The organism is Agrobacterium sp. El2ro-1b (genome assembly GCF_048298475.1).
In the GTDB taxonomy this organism is placed as follows: Bacteria; Pseudomonadota; Alphaproteobacteria; order Rhizobiales; family Rhizobiaceae; genus Agrobacterium; species Agrobacterium fabrum.
In genome coordinates this window covers 78278-96356 of sequence record NZ_CP103459.1, presented here as the reverse complement: position 1 = coordinate 96356, position 18079 = coordinate 78278, and the positions used below count along the sequence as shown (strand labels likewise).

At 58.9% G+C, this 18079-nt stretch carries 15 protein-coding genes; 5 read left to right on the top strand and 10 right to left on the bottom strand.

Features of this window, described 5'->3' with window-relative positions:
- Positions 1-58: 58 nt before the first annotated feature.
- The 3 genes from NYR50_RS14785 to NYR50_RS14775 form a co-directional block, all read right to left on the bottom strand.
- Positions 59-1507: a PLP-dependent aminotransferase family protein gene (locus NYR50_RS14785; RefSeq protein ID WP_418137400.1), complete on the bottom strand. Its 1449-nt coding sequence runs from the start codon at positions 1505-1507 to the stop codon at positions 59-61.
- Positions 1508-1667: 160 nt separating this feature from the next.
- Positions 1668-3071 (bottom strand): aspartate aminotransferase family protein, encoded by a 1404-nt coding sequence (locus tag NYR50_RS14780; protein ID WP_418137399.1) that lies wholly within the window; start codon positions 3069-3071, stop codon positions 1668-1670.
- 13 nt (positions 3072-3084) lie between these two features.
- Positions 3085-4563, bottom strand: a complete 1479-nt coding sequence (locus NYR50_RS14775) for an NAD-dependent succinate-semialdehyde dehydrogenase (protein ID WP_418137398.1) — start codon at positions 4561-4563, stop codon at positions 3085-3087.
- A 121-nt stretch (positions 4564-4684) separates the two neighbouring features.
- Between NYR50_RS14775 and NYR50_RS14770 the strand changes: the two genes are divergently transcribed.
- The 3 genes from NYR50_RS14770 to phrB are packed head-to-tail and all read left to right on the top strand — an operon-like array spanning position 4685 to position 7340.
- Entirely contained in the window at positions 4685-5152 is a 468-nt protein-coding gene (locus NYR50_RS14770) for an Lrp/AsnC family transcriptional regulator (RefSeq protein ID WP_010974137.1), read from the top strand.
- 59 nt (positions 5153-5211) lie between these two features.
- Positions 5212-5772: a GNAT family N-acetyltransferase gene (locus tag NYR50_RS14765; RefSeq protein WP_418137397.1), complete on the top strand. Its 561-nt coding sequence runs from the start codon at positions 5212-5214 to the stop codon at positions 5770-5772.
- A 44-nt stretch (positions 5773-5816) separates the two neighbouring features.
- A complete protein-coding gene (gene phrB / locus NYR50_RS14760; RefSeq protein WP_418137396.1) occupies positions 5817-7340 on the top strand; it encodes a (6-4)DNA photolyase in 1524 nt (507 codons plus the stop codon).
- Between the two features lie 46 nt (positions 7341-7386).
- On the opposite strand, the gene NYR50_RS14755 is transcribed toward phrB, so the two are convergent.
- The 5 genes from NYR50_RS14755 to NYR50_RS14735 all read right to left on the bottom strand — a co-directional run bounded on the left by NYR50_RS14755 (position 7387) and on the right by NYR50_RS14735 (position 12227).
- Positions 7387-7800 (bottom strand): curlin, encoded by a 414-nt coding sequence (locus tag NYR50_RS14755; RefSeq protein WP_418137395.1) that lies wholly within the window; start codon positions 7798-7800, stop codon positions 7387-7389.
- A gap of 167 nt (positions 7801-7967) precedes the next feature.
- Positions 7968-8366, bottom strand: a complete 399-nt coding sequence (gene csgH, locus NYR50_RS14750) for a curli-like amyloid fiber formation chaperone CsgH (protein WP_174012289.1) — start codon at positions 8364-8366, stop codon at positions 7968-7970.
- A 60-nt stretch (positions 8367-8426) separates the two neighbouring features.
- The gene (locus tag NYR50_RS14745; RefSeq protein ID WP_174012290.1) at positions 8427-8864 is read right to left on the bottom strand and encodes a curlin; all 438 of its coding nucleotides are present in this window, start codon (positions 8862-8864) and stop codon (positions 8427-8429) included.
- A 139-nt stretch (positions 8865-9003) separates the two neighbouring features.
- Positions 9004-9813: a cyclase family protein gene (locus tag NYR50_RS14740; RefSeq protein WP_418137394.1), complete on the bottom strand. Its 810-nt coding sequence runs from the start codon at positions 9811-9813 to the stop codon at positions 9004-9006.
- A 119-nt stretch (positions 9814-9932) separates the two neighbouring features.
- Positions 9933-12227 (bottom strand): FdhF/YdeP family oxidoreductase, encoded by a 2295-nt coding sequence (locus tag NYR50_RS14735; RefSeq protein ID WP_418137393.1) that lies wholly within the window; start codon positions 12225-12227, stop codon positions 9933-9935.
- A 396-nt stretch (positions 12228-12623) separates the two neighbouring features.
- Here NYR50_RS14735 and NYR50_RS14730 point away from each other — a divergent pair, with 396 nt between their 5' ends.
- Entirely contained in the window at positions 12624-13712 is a 1089-nt protein-coding gene (locus tag NYR50_RS14730) for a hypothetical protein (RefSeq protein ID WP_418137392.1), read from the top strand.
- A gap of 175 nt (positions 13713-13887) precedes the next feature.
- Here the strand turns inward: NYR50_RS14730 and NYR50_RS14725 are convergent, their stop codons facing one another.
- Positions 13888-16020, bottom strand: a complete 2133-nt coding sequence (locus tag NYR50_RS14725) for a sensor histidine kinase (protein WP_418137391.1) — start codon at positions 16018-16020, stop codon at positions 13888-13890.
- A complete protein-coding gene (locus NYR50_RS14720) occupies positions 16017-16763 on the bottom strand; it encodes a response regulator transcription factor (RefSeq protein ID WP_418137390.1) in 747 nt (248 codons plus the stop codon). Before NYR50_RS14720 ends, NYR50_RS14725 begins: the two co-directional genes overlap by 4 nt.
- A 217-nt stretch (positions 16764-16980) precedes the next feature.
- Between NYR50_RS14720 and NYR50_RS14715 the strand changes: the two genes are divergently transcribed.
- A complete protein-coding gene (locus NYR50_RS14715) occupies positions 16981-18009 on the top strand; it encodes an ABC transporter substrate-binding protein (protein WP_418137389.1) in 1029 nt (342 codons plus the stop codon).
- Positions 18010-18079 lie beyond the last annotated feature (70 nt).

The following is an 18079-nucleotide window of genomic DNA, read 5'->3' as shown; positions in this document are numbered from 1 at the left end:
GAAATAAAATCATGTCAATTATTATATTGTAATGATTCAATAATTTTGGGGCTTTACCTCAACCGATAGAACCTATGTCGTAAACCGGTGGCAATTGCTCAAATGTCTGCCGCACGGTGGTCAAGGCCCTGGCGAGGCTTGCATGATTGAGGCGGCCGCCCAGGCATATGCGAATGCCGCCGCCATGGCCCGGACCGGCAATAAAGGGTTCGGAGGGGGTTACCGCGACATTCTGGTTCGTGAGCGCGCGCACCAGACCATCCTCCGTCCAGCGCGGCGGAACCGTCAGCCAGGCGCAGAAGGAGAGGGGGTGGGTCGACCCTATATGGTCACCCAGTATGTCCATGGCGATTTTCTGCCGCGCACGGGCCTCGGTGCGCTGGACATCCAGCAGCCGCCGTGCCGTTCCGTTTTCGACCCAACGCGTAGCGATCTCGGCCGTGAGATATGTCCCGCTCCAGCTCGACACCCGCAGGATGGAGGCGGCGCGGATGGAATAGGCGGGTGGCACGACGAGATAACCGACGCGCAGCCCTGTCAACACTGTCTTGGTGAAGCTGGTGACGAAGAAGCCCAGATCAGGCAGCATTTCGGTGATGGATGGCAGATCATCCTCGATCATCGGACGGTAGACTTCGTCCTCGATGACAAAAATGCCGTACCGCTCGGCGATGGTGGCGATGGCCTGCCTTCGCGCCGCGCCCGATACGTGCCCGGTCGGATTGTTAAGGGTTGGAATGAGCACCAGAGCGCGCACGCCTCCGGCTGCGCAGGCGGCCTCCAGCGCGTCTGGCAAAATGCCCTCTTCATCCGTGGGCAGGCCCTTGAGGCTGAAGCCGAGGATATTAGACAGGCCGATAATACCGTGGTCTGTCAGGTTCTCGCAGAGAACCACGTCGTTAGAACGGATGATGCAGCTCAGAGCGAGAAAAATGCCGTGCGCCGCGCCATTGGTCACAAGAATGCGTTCAGCACCGGCCGTCACGCCCATCATGCCAAGCCATGTTCTGGCCGTTTCGCGATGGCTGTCGAGGCCCGCGACCGGCCGGCAGGGGCGCATGAAGCCAGAATTGTCACTATCGGCCATCTCGCGCAGAATGGTGCGAGAGGCATTTTCATGGTCATCGAGATAAACGCCGCGGATGATGGAGAGATCGAGCACCTCGGTGGGGCTGTGATCGAGCATCATGCGACCTGCCCGCTCCGTCACCCGCGTCTTCACGAAGGTTCCTCGGCCGATTTCGCCGCTGAGATAACCGAGCCGCTCCGCCTCCTTGTAGGAAAGGCTCACCGTCTGAACAGAAAGGCCGAGTTCGCGGGCGAGATCGCGGTGGGTCGGCATGCGGTCCATCGGTCTCAAAACGCCGGCGTCGATATCGGCAATGATACGTTCCGTCAGTGCGGAATGTTTCGTTTCGCCTTTCTGCTTGGCCAGCGTCGGCCGCCATGCCACCGGTCTCGTTGTGGAAACTGGATCTGGGCTGGGTGAATTGGCTTGACGACGCATGAAATTGTCTCGTTTTCGACGAAGGTAATTTCATGACATTATGCATGCTTCTGCGAAAAGATGAAGCCTTATGCAGCGCAGACGGCAACTGCGCCGCAAAGAGGCGCAGTTGCCGTCGAAATGAGCAGCATTTGCGATAGTTGAAAACTGGAGCTGCAGATCAGATTTTCTCGCCGGCCTGGACCAGATCGTCCATGACGCTGCGAACGGCGGCTTCCGCGATGGCGATGATTTCGTCCACCTCCGCCTTCGTTGTGACGAGCGGCGGTGCAAAGCCGAGAATATCGCCGTGCGGCATGGCGCGCGCAATGAGGCCGCCGTTGCGCGCCGCCTTTGAAACGCGTGCGCCGACCGTCAGATGAGGGGCAAAACGGGTCTTCTTTTCCCGATCAGCGACGAACTCGATAGCGCCCATCAGGCCCACACCGCGGACCTCGCCGACGATTGGAAGCTGGGCGAACGTCGCCTTCAGCTGTTCCTGGAAATAGCTGCCAACGGCCCGTGCGTTGCCCGGCAGGTCTTCCATTTCGACGATGTCGAGCACGGCGTTTGCAGCCGCCGCGCCGATAGGATGGCCGGAATAGGTGTAGCCGTGGGAGAAGGCGCCGACGCGATCCGCGCCGTCCTCCATCACCTTGTAGACTTTCTCCCCTATGATGGCTCCGGAAAGCGGGAAATAGGCCGAGGTCAGGCCTTTAGCGACGGTGATCAGATCCGGCTCGATGCCGTAATGCTGTGAACCAAACATGGAACCCGTGCGGCCGAAGCCGGTAATAACCTCATCCGCAATCAACAGCACATCGTATTTTTTGAGAACCTCCTGGATGGCTGGCCAGTAACCTTCCGGCGGCGGTGTGATACCGCCCGTTCCAAGCACCGGCTCGGCGATGAATGCCCCGATCGTGTCCGGTCCTTCGCGCAGAATGAGGGCTTCCAGTTCGGCGGCGCGGCGTTTTGAGAATTCCAGCTCGGTTTCACCGGCTTCCGCGCCCCAATAGTGATGCGGAACGCCGGTATGGAGGATGCCGGCCCGCGGAAGGTCCATGTGGTCGTGATAAAAACTCATGCCTGTCATCGAGCCGGAGACGACGCTGCAGCCGTGATATCCCCTCTCGCGGGAGATGATCTTCTTCTTCTGCGGCTTGCCACGCAGATTGTTGTAATACCAGACGAGCTTGGCCTGTGTCTCGTTGGCGTCGGACCCCGACATGCCATAGAACACCTTGCTCATTTTTCCCGGTGCCATCTTGACGAGGCGATCGGAAAGGATGGCCAGTTCATCCGTCGTGTGGGCGGCGTAGGAATGGTAGTAGGCAAGGCGATAGGCCTGCCGCGAAATCGCCTCAGCTACCTCGGTGCGGCCATAACCGACATTGACGCAATAAAGACCGGCAAATCCATCGATCAATTGCTTGCCGTGCGCGTCCTGAATGCGGATGCCCTTGCCCGTTTCAACGATGGTGGGTTCGCCGAGCTTGCCGCTGGCAAAATCCTTGAGCTGCGTGAAGGGATGCAGAACGGCGTTTCGATCCATTTCCGCGATATTTTTGATGTCGATGGTCATAGGTGAGATCCTTTCAGGCAGCCAGATTGCCGAAGCAGACATATTTGGGTTCGAGATATTCCATGAGGCCGTGACGCGAGCCCTCGCGGCCAAGGCCTGATTGTTTCCAGCCGCCGAATGGAATGGGCGCTCCGGTGAATTTCGGCGTGTTGACGGCAACCATGCCGTATTCGAGCTGGTCGGTCAGGCGCATCGCCCGGCCGAGATCGTTGGTGTAGAGATAGGCCGCCAGTCCCATCTCTGTTGCATTGGCGCGGCGGATCACCTCCGCCTCGTCATCGAACGGCAAGATGGCGGCCACCGGGCCGAAGGTTTCTTCGCGGGCGATCAGCATGTCGTCGGTGACATCGGCAAGCACGGTCGGGGTGACGAAGTTGCCGCCGAGTGGACTGTCCTGTCCGCCGCAGACGAGCCGCGCACCGGCCGACAGCGCCTGGGCAACCTGCTGGCGGCACTTTTCGGCGACGGATGGCCGCGTCATGGGGCCGATATCGACACCGGTTTCGAGGCCGTGACCAACAGTCAGCCTGGACGTCGCCTCGGCAAACCGCTCAACAAATCGTGGATAAAGGCTGCGCTGCACATAGATGCGGTTTGCCGCAAGACAGTCCTGCCCGGAAGTGGCGAATTTTGCGCCCAGACAGCCTTTGACGGCCTCTGTGAGATCTGCATCTGCGAAGACAATGAAGGGTGCGTGCCCTCCAAGCTCCAATGATGCTTTTTTGACCGTCGCCGCAGATTGCGTCAGAAGGATTCGTCCCACCTCGGTCGAACCCGTAAAGGAAAATGCCCGCACCTCGGTATTTTCCAGAAGGCGGCGCGCAAGGGGTGCGGCTTCTCCCGGCAGAACTTGCAATACGCCAGGTGGTACGCCGGACTCTTCGGCAAGTCTTGCCAGCGCCAGTGCGGAGAGAGGTGTTTCCGGAGCAGGTTTGACGATCATCGTGCAGCCGGCAGCAAGCGCAGCACCGGCCTTGCGCGCTATCATCGCTGAGGGAAAGTTCCATGGCGTGATGGCGACGGTAACGCCGATCGGCTGCATTCGTACGGAAAGATTGCTGCCCTTCAGATGGGTTGGAATTGTTTCGCCGTAAGATCGCTCCCCCTCACTCGCGAACCAGTCAAGGAAATTGGCGGCGTAGGCAATTTCGCCGCGTGATTCCGCCAGCGGTTTGCCCTGTTCGGCGCTGATGATCGTGGCGAGGTCATGGGCATTCTCCCGCATGCGCGCACTCCAGTTGCGCAAAATGTCGCCGCGATCAACAGGCAGCATATCGCGCCAGCCGGCGAAAGCCTTGCTGGCTGCGTCTATCGCAAAATCGACATCATCGAGCGTGCAGGACGCCACGTCGGCAAGGTGATCGCCACCCGCGGGATCAACGATGGCGAACGTCTGATCGCGCTCGATCCATGCTCCATTCACAAACGCACGGTCTTCGATCAAATCGCGTCGATGCAGGTTTTTCAAAGCAGTGCTTGCGATGCCTTTCATAAAAATGCTCCCGTTTTATTTGCCATCAGCCTAGCGGCGCTGCATGATCGCAAGACGGCATTTTTATGCGTTTTAACGCCGAAATAATGCTTGTTTCCATCCAAAAGCGCAGGAATTCTGCATGATTACGCTTGATAGAGCTGATAGGGCGTTGCTTGACGCCGTCCAGAAAAACAATCGCCTGACCTCGGAGGAGCTGGCGCAGATCGTCAATTTGTCGCCAACGGCCTGTCAGCGGCGTTTGAAGCGACTGCGAGAGGAGGGCATCATCGAGGCGGATGTCGCCATCGTTTCGCCAAAGGCCGTGGGACGCGGCATCACCATGATCGTACTCGTCTCGCTTGAGCGCGAGCGGGCCGACATCGTCGACCGCTTCAAAGCGGCGATCCGGACGACGCGCGAGGTCATGATCGGATATTATGTCACTGGCGATGCTGATTTCATTCTGGTGATCACGGCAAAGGACATGGAAGACTACGAGGTTTTCACCCGCCGGTTCTTCTACGAAAACCACGATATCAAGGGTTTCAAGACCATGGTTGTGATGGACCGCGTAAAAGCCGGTTTTTCTTTTCCAATCGAGGTGTGACGACTTGTGACTGCAAGGACGCGCCACCAGATGTCGGTGATTGATGAAAAGGCGCTACGATGATGACTGAGATCTCACTCCCTATAATGACCGACCGGCTGATCCTTCGCAGGTTTCAGTCCGCGGATCTGGCGGCATATGGGGATTACCACAGGCGCGACGACGTCTATCGGTTCCTGTACTCCTCGCCGCCATCGGCGGAAGCGATGGAGGCGCAGTTTACCGGCCTGCTTTCGGCGCCTTTCGAGAAGGACGGAGATACGCTGCGACTTGCCGTCATCCGCGCTGAGGATGGAGCGCTTGTCGGGGAGGTCCTTCTCAAAATCGCCAGCGCGGCGGCTCTACAGGCCGAGGTGGGTTATATTTTCAATCCGGTGTTTTCGGGAAAAGGCTATGCCACGGAAGCTGTGAGGGCCATGATAACGTTCGGCTTTGACACGCTTGGACATCATCGGATTTTTGCGCGGCTGGATACCCTCAACCATGGATCGATCGGCGTTGTCGAACGTCTCGGCCTGCGAAAGGAAGCCCATTTGATCGAGAATGACCGGTTCAACGGGACATGGGGCGACGAGTTCATATATGCCGTTCTGAAGTCAGAATGGCCCCCCTGTTCATGAGGTCGCCCGGTTGAGGTTTGTGTCCGGTTTGAAGGAGGTTCTCGATGTCTCAGCTGGTGTTGATCCTGGGCGATCAATTATCGCCTTCAATCGCCGCGCTCGATGGCGTCGACAAGAGGCAGGATACAATCCTGCTTTGCGAGGTGATGGCGGAGGCAACCTATGTCGGCCATCACCAGAAAAAGATCGCCTTCATCTTTTCCGCCATGCGCCACTTTGCCGAGGAATTGCGATGCGAGGGCTACCGGGTTCGTTACACGCGAATTGACGATCCCGACAATGCGGGCTCGTTTACCGGTGAGGTGAAGCGGGCAATAGATGACCTCACGCCTTCGAGGGTCTGTGTGACCGAACCCGGGGAATGGCGGGTCAGGTCAGAGTTGGATGGCTTTGCCGGAGCCTTTGGCATCCAGGTGGACATCCGTTCCGACCGGCGCTTCCTGTCCAGTCAAGACGAGTTCCGGAACTGGGCTGCGGGCCGAAAAAGCCTGACGATGGAATATTTCTACCGGGAAATGCGACGCAAGACCGGCTTGTTGATGAATGGTGAGCAGCCTGTCGGCGGGCGCTGGAATTTTGATGCGGAGAACCGCCAACCCGCCAAGCCGGATCTTTTGAGGCCTAAACATCCTGTCTTTGCGCCGGACGAGATAACAAAAGAGGTGATCGACACCGTCGCGCGACTGTTCCCGGACAATTTCGGCAAACTTGAAAATTTCGGTTTTGCGGTCACCCGCACCGATGCAGAGCGGGCGCTGAGCGCCTTTATCGACGATTTCCTGTGCAACTTCGGCGCCACGCAGGATGCCATGCTGCAGGATGACCCAAACCTGAACCACTCGCTTCTGTCATTTTATATCAATTGCGGCCTGCTGGACGCCCTTGATGTCTGCAAGGCTGCGGAGCGGGCCTATCATGAAGGTGGAGCCCCGCTCAATGCCGTCGAAGGGTTCATCCGTCAGATCATTGGCTGGCGGGAATATATGCGAGGCATCTATTGGCTTGCCGGGCCGGACTATGTCGACAGCAATTTTTTCGAAAACGATAGATCGCTTCCGGTTTTCTACTGGACGGGCAAGACCCACATGAACTGCATGGCGACGGTTATCACGGAAACCATCGAGAATGCCTATGCCCATCACATCCAGCGCTTGATGATAACAGGAAATTTCGCGCTGCTCGCCGGCATCGATCCAAAGGCGGTGCATCGGTGGTATCTCGAGGTCTATGCGGACGCCTATGAATGGGTTGAACTGCCCAATGTGATCGGCATGAGCCAGTTCGCCGATGGCGGCTTTCTTGGAACGAAGCCGTATGCAGCCAGCGGAAATTATATCGACCGGATGTCCGATTATTGCGATACCTGTCGCTACGATCCGAAGGAGCGTCTGGGAGACAATGCCTGTCCGTTCAATGCACTTTATTGGGACTTCCTCGCCCGCAACAGGGAAAAGCTGAAATCCAATCATCGCCTGGCGCAACCCTACGCCACCTGGGCCAGGATGAGCAAGGATGTGCGCCATGATCTGAGGGCAAAGGCTGCCGCTTTTCTGCGAAAGCTTGACTGATGCAGGCAAGGGGGCTTTTCCAATAACGGCGGGCCGCCTTTCGCCCTTACCAGCCGTAACTGAAGGTCAGGCCACTGCCATTGTTGCCATCCTGTACCACATTGGTGTCGGTGTTGCGCCCATACTGGAAAATGCCATAGGCATTGTTGTTGCCGTTCTGCTGCAGCGTCGCGGAATGGCCGTTGCCGCGCTGCCGGATGAAGCCAAGATTGCCGCCGCCATTCTGGGCGATGCCCGCCGCATTGCCGCGGCCGAGCTGTTTTATGTCGGCATCCTTGAAGTTGCGGTAAAGCGAATAGGCTCGCAGCCCGGTCGAAAGCAGGTCGCCATCGGCATTATTGCCGGGTGCAAGGTCGAAGGAGATGCGGCCACCGGCATGGGCCGGTGCTGCAAATCCGAACGGAATGAGGCCACCGACAAGCAGGGTGGCGGTGAGAAGTTTCAATATGTTGCGGGCCATTCTTATCTCCATCTGTCAGCGCCTTGCCGATGATCCATAGTCGCATTCCGCAACTGAACCCGACCGGAATTACCCATTCACATCGCGTTCAGTCACTCGGCGCGCGCAAAAGAAAAGGGCGCCAGAACCGGCGCCCTCTAAGGTGAAAATTGATGGTGTGCGGCGACTTAATCGCCGCCAATCTGCTTCGTGCAACTGAAGCTCTTCCCGTCGATCACGAGATCGAGCGCCGCCTTGTAGCGGGCTCCCTTCGCATCGAGCGTCACCGAGCTCAGCAGCTGCGACCGTCCGGCGGCGGCGTTGAAGTCTCCACCCTGGCTGATGACGGAACTGCCGCTGCCGCCTGATTTTTCGACGTAAAAGGCGTAAGTCCCGCCAGCACCGGTATCACCCTTGGCGACGGCCTCAAGTCTCACCATACCCGCCTGCGGTGTTGCCTTGATCTCGCAGAACCGCCCATCGGCCGGTTCCTTCGCGGTCGATATGGCCGCAAGGGCGCCGACAGGAAGCAGGGCCAGTGCAAGGATTGCCGCCAGGCGGCGCGGGTGTCTGACATTATGGGGCATGGCACGTCTCCCTGATGATCTGGTGTCCGATCTCGATCGTTTCACGTCATGGCAATGTCGTTACGGGCAGGCCTGTACGAAGGCCGCGACATTGTCGTTGCCGCCCTGGCTGACATTGGCGCTGCAGCCACGGCCGACCTGAACGCCGGCTGCAATGTTGCCATTGCCGTCCTGGGTCAGGATTGTGGTGTGGTTGGAGCCAAACTGGCCGATGCCGGCCACGTTGCGGTTGCCGTTCTGCGTGGTGGAACCGTAATTGTCATGCCCTTCCTGACCGACAGCCGAAAGGTTGTGACGACCATACTGGTGGCCGACGATCCGGTTGTAACCGCCATTCTGATAGGTGCGGATCCGGTTGCCATACCCTTCCTGCGCGCCGCCGGCAGAGTTGGACCAACCATATTGTTCGATGCGCACATCATTGGCCATGGCGGGTGCGCTAGCTGAGAGGCCAACGAGAGCAACGAGTGCACTTGCGATAAAAGACTTCCGGATCATGACTGTCTCCTCAGGCGGATGGGACCGCGGTTGAACGTCTTTGTTCTAGACGGTCCCATTGGAATGGAAGCTGAAGAGACTATTCAGTCGGAGTTCATGCGCCGGCGGCCGTAGGTTGCTCTTGTCGGATGTGCATGCCTCAGACCAGAGCCAGAATACGCGCCGGCCCACCCGTTCCACCGCTATGCTTCGGTGCGCCGACGATCATGGTCGCGCCCTTGACCGGCAAAGCCTCCAGGTTGTTCAGGCCTTCGATCCCGTAGCGCCCCGCCGGAAGCCAGGAATTGTGAACGGCAAAATCTGCCGAATTGCCCGGGTCCAGCGACAGCGTGTCGACGCCGATGGCCACCGTGTCGCGCTCGAGCAGCAGGTCGGTCGCGGATTTGCCGAAACCGGGGAAGGCGAATTTTCCGGCATCGTCATTGCGGAATGAGGGGCTCTTCACTTTCGTCGCCCAGCCGGAGCGCAGAGCCACGATTGCGCCTGCCGGTATGTCGCCATTCGCAGATATCCAGCGCTCGATGTCTTCGGCCTCGACGGTGGAATTGGCATCCTCTTTCGCGCGGTCGGTAATGTCGATGATGACCAGCGGCGCGACGAGTTTCTGCGGTTCCAGCTGGTCGACGCTCGCGCCGCTGGCACTGAAGTGGAACGGTGCATCGATGTGCGTTCCGGTATGTTCGTAGATGGTTAGCTTGTGAAGCTGATAGCCGTCCTTGGCAATCTCTGCCGCCCACTCAAATTCTATGCCCGGTTTGCCGTCGAATGTGGGAAATGTGGAATCATAGCTATGGGTGAGATCAACAACCTGCTTGGGCGATTGCGCCAGCACCGGCGCCGCCACGCTGCCCGCCGCCATCGCCGTCGCTCCGGCCACGGCGCCTTTGAACAGCAGGCGTCGCGACAGCATGTTTTGTTTCACATTCTCGATCACGCAGCTATTGCACATGTCTCAGCCCCTCGTTTGAGAAATTCGCCCGAGATAAGCTAACGCAAACGCGCGGTGACGCAAGCTAGAAGGGTGTCGAGCTTTTTACAGGGCCAATTTACATGGCCGCGTCCCGCTTCTTATTTCGCTGCCGCCCGTATCGTAATGGGAACACCCTTGTAGGAGGGCGTTCCGGACAGGCGATCATAATGGCCAAGCGCCACCACCGCATTCATTTCGGGATAATAACCGGCCGCCGAACCCTTTGGGATATTGTATTCAACGGCGGTAAAACCCTGCACGAGGTGTCTATCCGCGCTTTCTGCGCCAATACCGTGAATGTCAATGCGATCGCCATCCTTCAGGCCACGTTCGGCAAGGTCGTGCCGGTTCATGAAAATAATGTCCCTGCGCCCGAAGACGCCGCGATAACGGTCATCCATGCCATAGATCGTCGTATTGTATTGATCGTGGCTGCGGATGGTCGTCAGGACGAGCGCGTCAGGATTGGAGATGAGCGGATCTTCTTCAAGCCCCGTGGCGACGAGGAAATTGGCCTTGCCGCTTTCCGTATTCCAACGACGATAGGACGCTGCGACATCAAGGCGAAAGCCGCCCTTCATGCGGACCCGGCTGTTGAAATCCCTGAAATCGGGAAAGACCTCTTCGATCTTGTCACGGATGCGGTCGTAATCGGCAATCAGCCAGTCCCAGTCAATTCCGTAACGGTTGCCGACGGTCGCTTTGGCAATGCCGGCGATGATGGCTGGCTCCGATCTTACAAGCTCTCCCGGCGGATTGAGGAAACCGCGCGAGGCATGCACCATCGACATCGAATCTTCGACGGTCACGGCCTGCGGGCCTGAGGCCTGTGTATCGAGATCGGTGCGTCCGAAGCACGGCAGGATCAGGGATGTTCTGGCCGTCAGAAGATGCGAGCGGTTGAGTTTTGTCGCAATGTGAACGACGAGATCGAGTTTGCGCATGCCCTCGAAGGTCGCGGCCGTATCCGACATGGCGACGGCGAGGTTTCCGCCAAGGCAGATGAGCGCCCGGGATTTCCCGGCAATGATCGCCTCAATGGCTTCGATGGCATTATGCCCCTTTTCCGCAGGCGGCCGAAAACCGAAAGCGCGCTCCATGCCATCCAGCAGCGATTTGTTCGGGATTTCGGTAATGCCGACGGTGCGGTCTCCCTGCACGTTGGAATGGCCGCGAATGGGCGCAATGCCTGCGCCCGGGCGGCCCATATTGCCGCGCAGCAGCAGCAGGTTTGCGATCTGCTGCACATTGCCGGTGCCCTTGGCGTGCTGTGTGATGCCCATGCCGTAACAGATGATGACGTTCGAGGCCTCCACATAAATCCGGGCAGCGCTTTCAAGCGCCTCTTTCGTCAGTCCGCTGACGGATGAGATGATATCCCAGGAAGTGGCGTCGATATCGGCGCGCAGCGCCTCGAGGCCGGCCGTGTGTTCCTCGATGAAGGCTCGATCGAGCACGCCGGCGCCACCTGCACCAAGGTTTTCCGCATCCAGTTCGAACACCGCCTTCATGATGCCCTTCAGGGCGGCGAGATCGCCGCCGGTGCGGAGCTGATGATAGGCGGAGGCGATGGGCGTCGACGACAGCGTCGCCATTTCGATCGGGTCCTGTGGTGCGGCGAAGCGTTCCAGCGCTCGTTCCTTCAGCGGATTGAAGACGACGATCGGGACGCCGCGCTTGGCGGCATTGTGCAGCGTTGTCATCATCCGTGGATGGTTGGTGCCGGGATTGTGGCCGAAGCTGAAGATCGCATCGGCATGATCGAAATCCTCCAGCGTCACCGTGCCTTTGCCGACGCCGATGGATTTCGGAAGCCCGACGCTGGTCGCCTCGTGGCACATGTTGGAACAGTCAGGGAAATTGTTCGTCCCATAGGCGCGCACGAAAAGCTGATAGAGAAACGCAGCCTCGTTGGAGGCCCGGCCGGAAGTGTAGAATTCCGCCTTGCCGGGATCGTCGAGCTTGTTCAATTCCTGCGCGATCAGGTGAAAGGCATCGTCCCAGGCGATTGGCTCGTAGCGATCGCTGTCGGCATTGTAATGCAGGGGAAGCGTCAGCCGGCCGGCATCTTCCAGCTTGTGATCCGTCCACTGCCACAGTTCGGAAACCGTATGCTGCGCGAAGAACTCCGGTCCGGATCGTTTCGCGGTCGATTCCCAGGTGATGGCCTTGGCGCCGTTTTCGCAGAACTCGAAGGATGAGGTGTGTTTGGGATCGGGCCAGGCGCAGCCGGGACAGTCGAAACCCTCGGGCTGATTGGCCTCGAGCAGCGTCATCGTGCCCTGCGCGATGATCTGCTGATGCGCGAGCGTCTTCGCGACGGCCTTCAATGCATCCCAGCCACCGGCTGGGTGACTGTATTTTTCAATACCTTCCGGCCGTTCTTCTGCCATGTCAGAGGTTCCTTCGATTGTGCCGATTGACGATAGTCATATTGAGTGACGCTACCGCAACTGCGAAGGCGTAAACTTATTGCTGAGAGATAGGTTGCGTCTCTTCCCGCGGTCGAAACGAAAAAAGCCGTCTTCTCCGGCGGGGCATGAAGACCGGTTGCATCGGACGGCTTTTCCGCAAAATCTTGATGCTGCGATAATCATTCATGAAACTTTTTCGACCGCGACGAGTTTTGAGCACAGAGCAATCGGCTCGCATGTCATACCGCCTCTAATCACCCGCTACGCGGAGGATTGATCGTCCTTTCGGAGGAGATACCATATGAATTCCATTATTTATCTAGTCGGTCTAGTCGTCGTCGTCCTGTTCATTCTCTCATTGCTGGGGCTACGTTGATGGTTGATCCAACGGGTATCGAAACAAATCCTAACCGCAGCTATGTCGACTGGCCTGCCATCTTCGCCGGTGCTGTGATTTCCTCAGGCGCCATGGCGATCCTCACCGCATTCGCTGGCGGTCTGGGTCTGAGTTCTATTTCAGCCGACAACGGCGGCGAAGTCAGTACGGTGTGGCTGATCATCACGGCGCTGTTCGTGATCATTTCGATGGTGGGCTCCTATATGCTGGGCGGTTATATTGCCGGCCGGATGCGCCGCCCCGCCGGCGCTGCCGACAGGAACGAACTGACCGTTCGTGACGGCGTCAACGGTCTGGTCGTCTGGGGTCTCGGAACGGTCGTTTCCGCGTTCCTCGCTCTCGGCGTCCTGTCCGGCGGTGCGAAAGCCGTGGGCAGTGTTGCACAGACCGCTGTCGAAGCAACAGGTTCTGCGGTCGGCGGAGCGGTGCAGGGGGTCGGCCAATTGGCTGGCGGCATCATCTCGGGTGCCGGCAGTGCGGCTGGCGGTCTCGCGCAGGGTGCAGGCCAGGCAGCAGCGCCCAGCGTCGAGCAGATGCTTCCGCAAGGTTTGAAAACCAATCCGATCGACTACTTCACCGATACTCTGCTCAGAACCGATGCCTCCGCTACTACCGTACCGGGTGACCAGAACGCTGGCGACTACCAGCGGCAGATCAGTGGCATCCTTGGCAATCTGCTTGCAAGCGGTGAGATTTCCGATGCCGATAAGACTTGGCTCACCAACCAGATCGCTGCCCGTACAAACATCAGCCAGACCGATGCCCAGGCACGAGTCAACGAAACGGTTGAACGTGTACAGGCTATCAGAGCGGAAGCCCAGAAGAAGGTGGATGAAGCGCAAAAGCAGGTTGAGGCTGTGAAGGCGGAAGCGCAGAAGGCGCTGGAAGACGCCAAGAACAAGGCTGCCGATGCCGCTGAAAAAGCCCGTATCGCCGGCATTCTGACCGCGTTCCTGCTGGCTGCCTCCGCACTCGTCTCCGCTGCTGCCGCTTATATCGGTGCAGTGCATGGCGGACGCCACAGAGATGAAGGCCGCATCTGGGGTGGACTTGCCTACCGCAAATAACCAGTGCGAGTGATAAGAGCGGGCCTCCGCAACACCGGGGGCCCGCTCCAGCAAGACGATCAAACTTATCTTATTACCCGCTGCAACCGCTATCCTCACGATGGCGGTTTTTTGTTTCCTTGCCTGCCTCAAAGAAAACTGACGTAAGCGTTACCTGCGATGACAGCACGTCATTTTATCGCGCGTCATCAGTCATATCGTCCTGCTTGCCGAAGATCGGGAATGTGAGCGATACGCGCGCACCACAAGCGGGCTGCGACGTGATTTTGGCGTCACCGCCGCTTTGACGCATGAAACCGTAGACCATGGCAAGGCCAAGTCCCGTGCCGCCCTGTTGGGCGCGCGTGGTAAAATAGGGTTCGAAGGCGCGGTCCACCGCACCCTGATCCATGCCGTGTCCGTTGTCCTCCACGGAAATCTCGACAACATTATCCGATTTCTGGGCCGCAATGATGATGACGCCGCCGGTGGGCATGGCTGCGGCAGAGTTGAGGCAGAGGTTGAGGATGGACTGTTCAAACAGGGCGGCGTCCAGCGCCAGCCGTGGCAGATCATCCTGAAGACGAAGGTTGATCTGGTTGCGCGTACCGACCGCAATCTCCAGGACATCCACCATTCCTTTCAGGAGCGAGGCGACATCCACATATGCAGGGTGGATCGGCTGCTGGCTGCCGATGGAGAGCATGCTGCTGGCAAGCTGGCGGCCACGATCGGCGGCTTTACGGATGCGGTTGATGTTGCGCTGCTGGCGCTCGCTGAAGCCTGTTTCCCGCTCCAGAAGCCCGAGGCTTCCGGTAATGATGCCGATCATGTTGCCGACTTCGTGGCTGAGCTGATGGGTCATGCGCATGATGCCATCAAGCCGCTGCGCCTTTGCAGCCTCTGCCTCCTGGCGGTCGAGCGCTGTCACGTCGCGCGCCAGCAGCACGATGCCGCCGTCCGGTTGCCGGGAGACGGCAATCTCCGTGACCTGCTGGTCCTGCGTGCGGTGGCGCACGGTGATCCGGCTGGCAAGCCCGCCCGGATCGTCGGAAGAGGGCAAGAGGGCCGGATCGATCTCCGGTATCGTTTCGATGAAGGCGCGCAATGGCAGCTTCCTCGAGTAACCGCCGCGCTTTCCGACAAGCTCGATGATGCGCCTGTTCATGGTGATGGGCTGGCCGTTGGCGTTAAACAGCGCGATGCCTTCGTTCATCGTCCGGAAGGTGGAGCGGATCGTTCGGGCCGCGGCTTCGGCCGTGCGGCGAAGACGGGACACGCGGTCGACGCTGTCCTTGAAGGCGTGAAATGCGTCCGACAGGCGGATGAGTTCGGTTTCCGAGCCTCGATAGGTGGGCAGGCTGACATTCTGCTCGCCATTGGCGAGGGAGTTCATGCCGCCTGAAAGTGCCGTTATGCCATGTGAGACCCGCATGACGGAGCGGATGGAGAGGGTCGAGAGAATGATGACGACAACAAAAGCGATCGCGACCATGACGATCAGCCGGGTGAGCGCCGCCGAAGCCGAGGCGAGGCCCTGCGTCAGTCTGTGCGCGACGGCTTCGCTCTGCGTTTCGGTTGCGTGGGAAAGGTTACGGGAGACGACGTGGAGTTTCGATACGGAGGACTGGATCGCAAACATTTCCAGAAGATATTTTGTCTGGGCGTCGAACACGCGTTTGTAGGGCACAAGACCTTCGGCTCCCGCGTCATCCATCGCAGCGGGCTCGTTCATGAAATATCCGGTTTCCGACGTGAAGCGGCGCTGCAATTCACCCAGCTGGAACAGGCTGGCGGAATTGGCCGCAGCCTGCACGATGGCGTTCAGGCGCTGGCGAAGGGCGCCTTCGGTGACGGCCTGGCCGGTTGCGATTTCGCCGAGCGCCGCTGCAGCCTCTGCCTTGTGCTGCTGGGCGGCATCCGCGTCCGCTGCGAGCGACAGGGTCTGTTGGCGAATGGCCTGGAGTAGCTCAACGATATCGTCGTTTGGAATGGCGTTCTGCGTTTCTGCTCTCTTGTATTGCGCGATTGTCTCGAGAAGGCTGTCCACCTGCGAAACGACCGCGCGGCTTTCGCTCGATACGCGGTAAGGCGATGTCGCGTTCATCAGCAGCGGCGCGCTGGAAACGAGATCGGCCACCTGGCGCGACACGAGCGAAGCGCGCGCAAGGCTGGAGAACGCCTGCAGGCTGTAGGTCGCCATTTCGGTCTTCGCCTTCTGCAAGCCGTAGATTGCGACAGCCGACAGAATGAAGACCGACGAGCATATGAAGACGATGGCAAAGGGCAGACGAAACGCGATTGACTGGAGGAAGAGCCTGTTAATCACAATTGCGGCTCTGCCACGTCTGTATGCAGGACGTAACCTTTGCCTCTGCGTGTCTGGATATGTTGCGGCAGATCCGGGTTACGCTCGATCTTCCGGCGCAGGCGAAGCACGAGAACATCGACGTTGCGATCGATGAAGCGGTCGCTTTCCGCGCCGAGGCGATCAAGGATATGGGATCGGCTGACCGGCCTGTTCGGCGTTTCCGCCAGAATTTCCAGAAGCGCGAATTCGGCCGTCGTCAGGGTCCTGCTGCGGTCTGCAAGGCAGACGGCGCGCCGCCCTGAAAGATCGACCGCCCAGTCTCCCAGTCTCAGTGAATTCGTCTCGGTTTCGCGCTCCGGCTCCTTTTCGACCTTGAGGGACGGAGCGATGCGCCGCAGAACCGCTTTGATCCATGCCGTCAGTTCAATCGGCTCGAAAGGTTTGACGACATAGTCGTCGGCGGCGGTTTCCAGACCCAGCACGCGCTCGGTTGCGCTGCCGGCCGCCGTCACCATGACGATGCCGACATTCAGTCCCAGTTCGGTGCGGATGCGCTGAGCGAAGGTTCTGCCGGAAATTCCGGGCAGATTGTGATCCAGAAGCACGAGATGGATTTGCTCGTGTCCCAGTGTCGCTGCGGCATCTTCCGCCGAGTGCACCACAAGCGGAGACCAGCCTTCGGCCTCGACAAGATCGGCAATCAGTTCCGCCATATCAGGATCGTCTTCGACGATCAGTATCCCGATCCTCTGTTTCTGCAAAATGAAGTCCTCCCATCACCGATCATATGCAAGAGCAATGAAATATTCAAAAGCTCGATGATGACTGGTCGTGTTACATTTGTAACATTCGTAACCAATCTCGCCCGCAGGTGTCTTTCGTTGAAAAATCGGTAACCATTCAATGGATTGCTGAAATTCGTCGTTCTGGCATGATTGTCCTCAAGAATGGAACGGGGAGGTTCCATGGGAGGACAAGGTGAAAGCATCGCTTGCGGCATTCAGCGCCGGTTTAGCCCTGTGGGCGCTCGGCACTGCCGGGGCGCAGGCCGATGGACGGCTGAACATTCTTTGCGCGGCGGATGATGCCTGGTGCGCGGCGATGCAACGCGCTTACGAGACGAAAACCGGCGTGCAGACCATCATGGTCCGCAAGAGCACCGGTGAAATTCTTGAACAGGTTCGCAAGGAAAAGGACGCCCCCACGGTCGACGTCTGGTGGGCCGGTACGGGCGACACTCATTTGCAGGCCGCCTCCGAAGGGCTGCTGGAGGCCTATGCCTCGAAGAACGAAACCGAGGTTCTTCCCTGGGCGCAAAACTTCTTCACCATGTCGGGTGGGCAATCGGCCGGGATTTATGCGGGTGCACTCGGTTTTGCCTATAATAGCGATCTCTTGCAGCGGCAGGGGCTTCCGGTTCCAAGCTGCTGGAAAGACCTGATCAGCGAGACCTATCGCGGCAAGATATTGGCCGGCAATCCGAACTCGTCGGGCACCGCCTTCACCATGCTCGCGACCCTCGTCCAGCTTTTCGGGGAGGAGGAGGCGTTCAGCTACATGAAAGCGCTCGATCAGAACGTGGCCGAATATACCAAGGCAGGCTCGGCTCCCGTCAAGGCGGCGGCGCGCGGCGAAGCAGTGATCGGCATATCGTTCATGCACGACGCCGTCACGCAGAAGGAGGCGGGTGCACCCCTCGTCATCGTCGCTCCCTGTGAAGGAACCGGTTATGAGATCGGTGCGGTCAGCATTATCAGGGGGACGAAAAACCGGGAGGAGGCCCGTCGGTTCGTGGACTTTGCACTGAGCCCGGATGGTCAGGCCACGGGGGCTGCCGCGGGGCAAAACCAGGTGCCGTCAAATGCAAAGGCAGCATTGCCGGCAGGCGCGCCAGACCTCTCGCTGATCAAGATGGTCGATTACGACTTTGCGACCTTCGGCACACCGGAAGAACGAGGACGGCTTTTGCGCCGGTTTCACACGGAAGTCCATCCCACCAGCCAATAACCAGACCACTTGAAGCGGACCAGGACGACAGCCACCGGCATGTGGAGCGGCGAAGCCATGTCCGCAGACT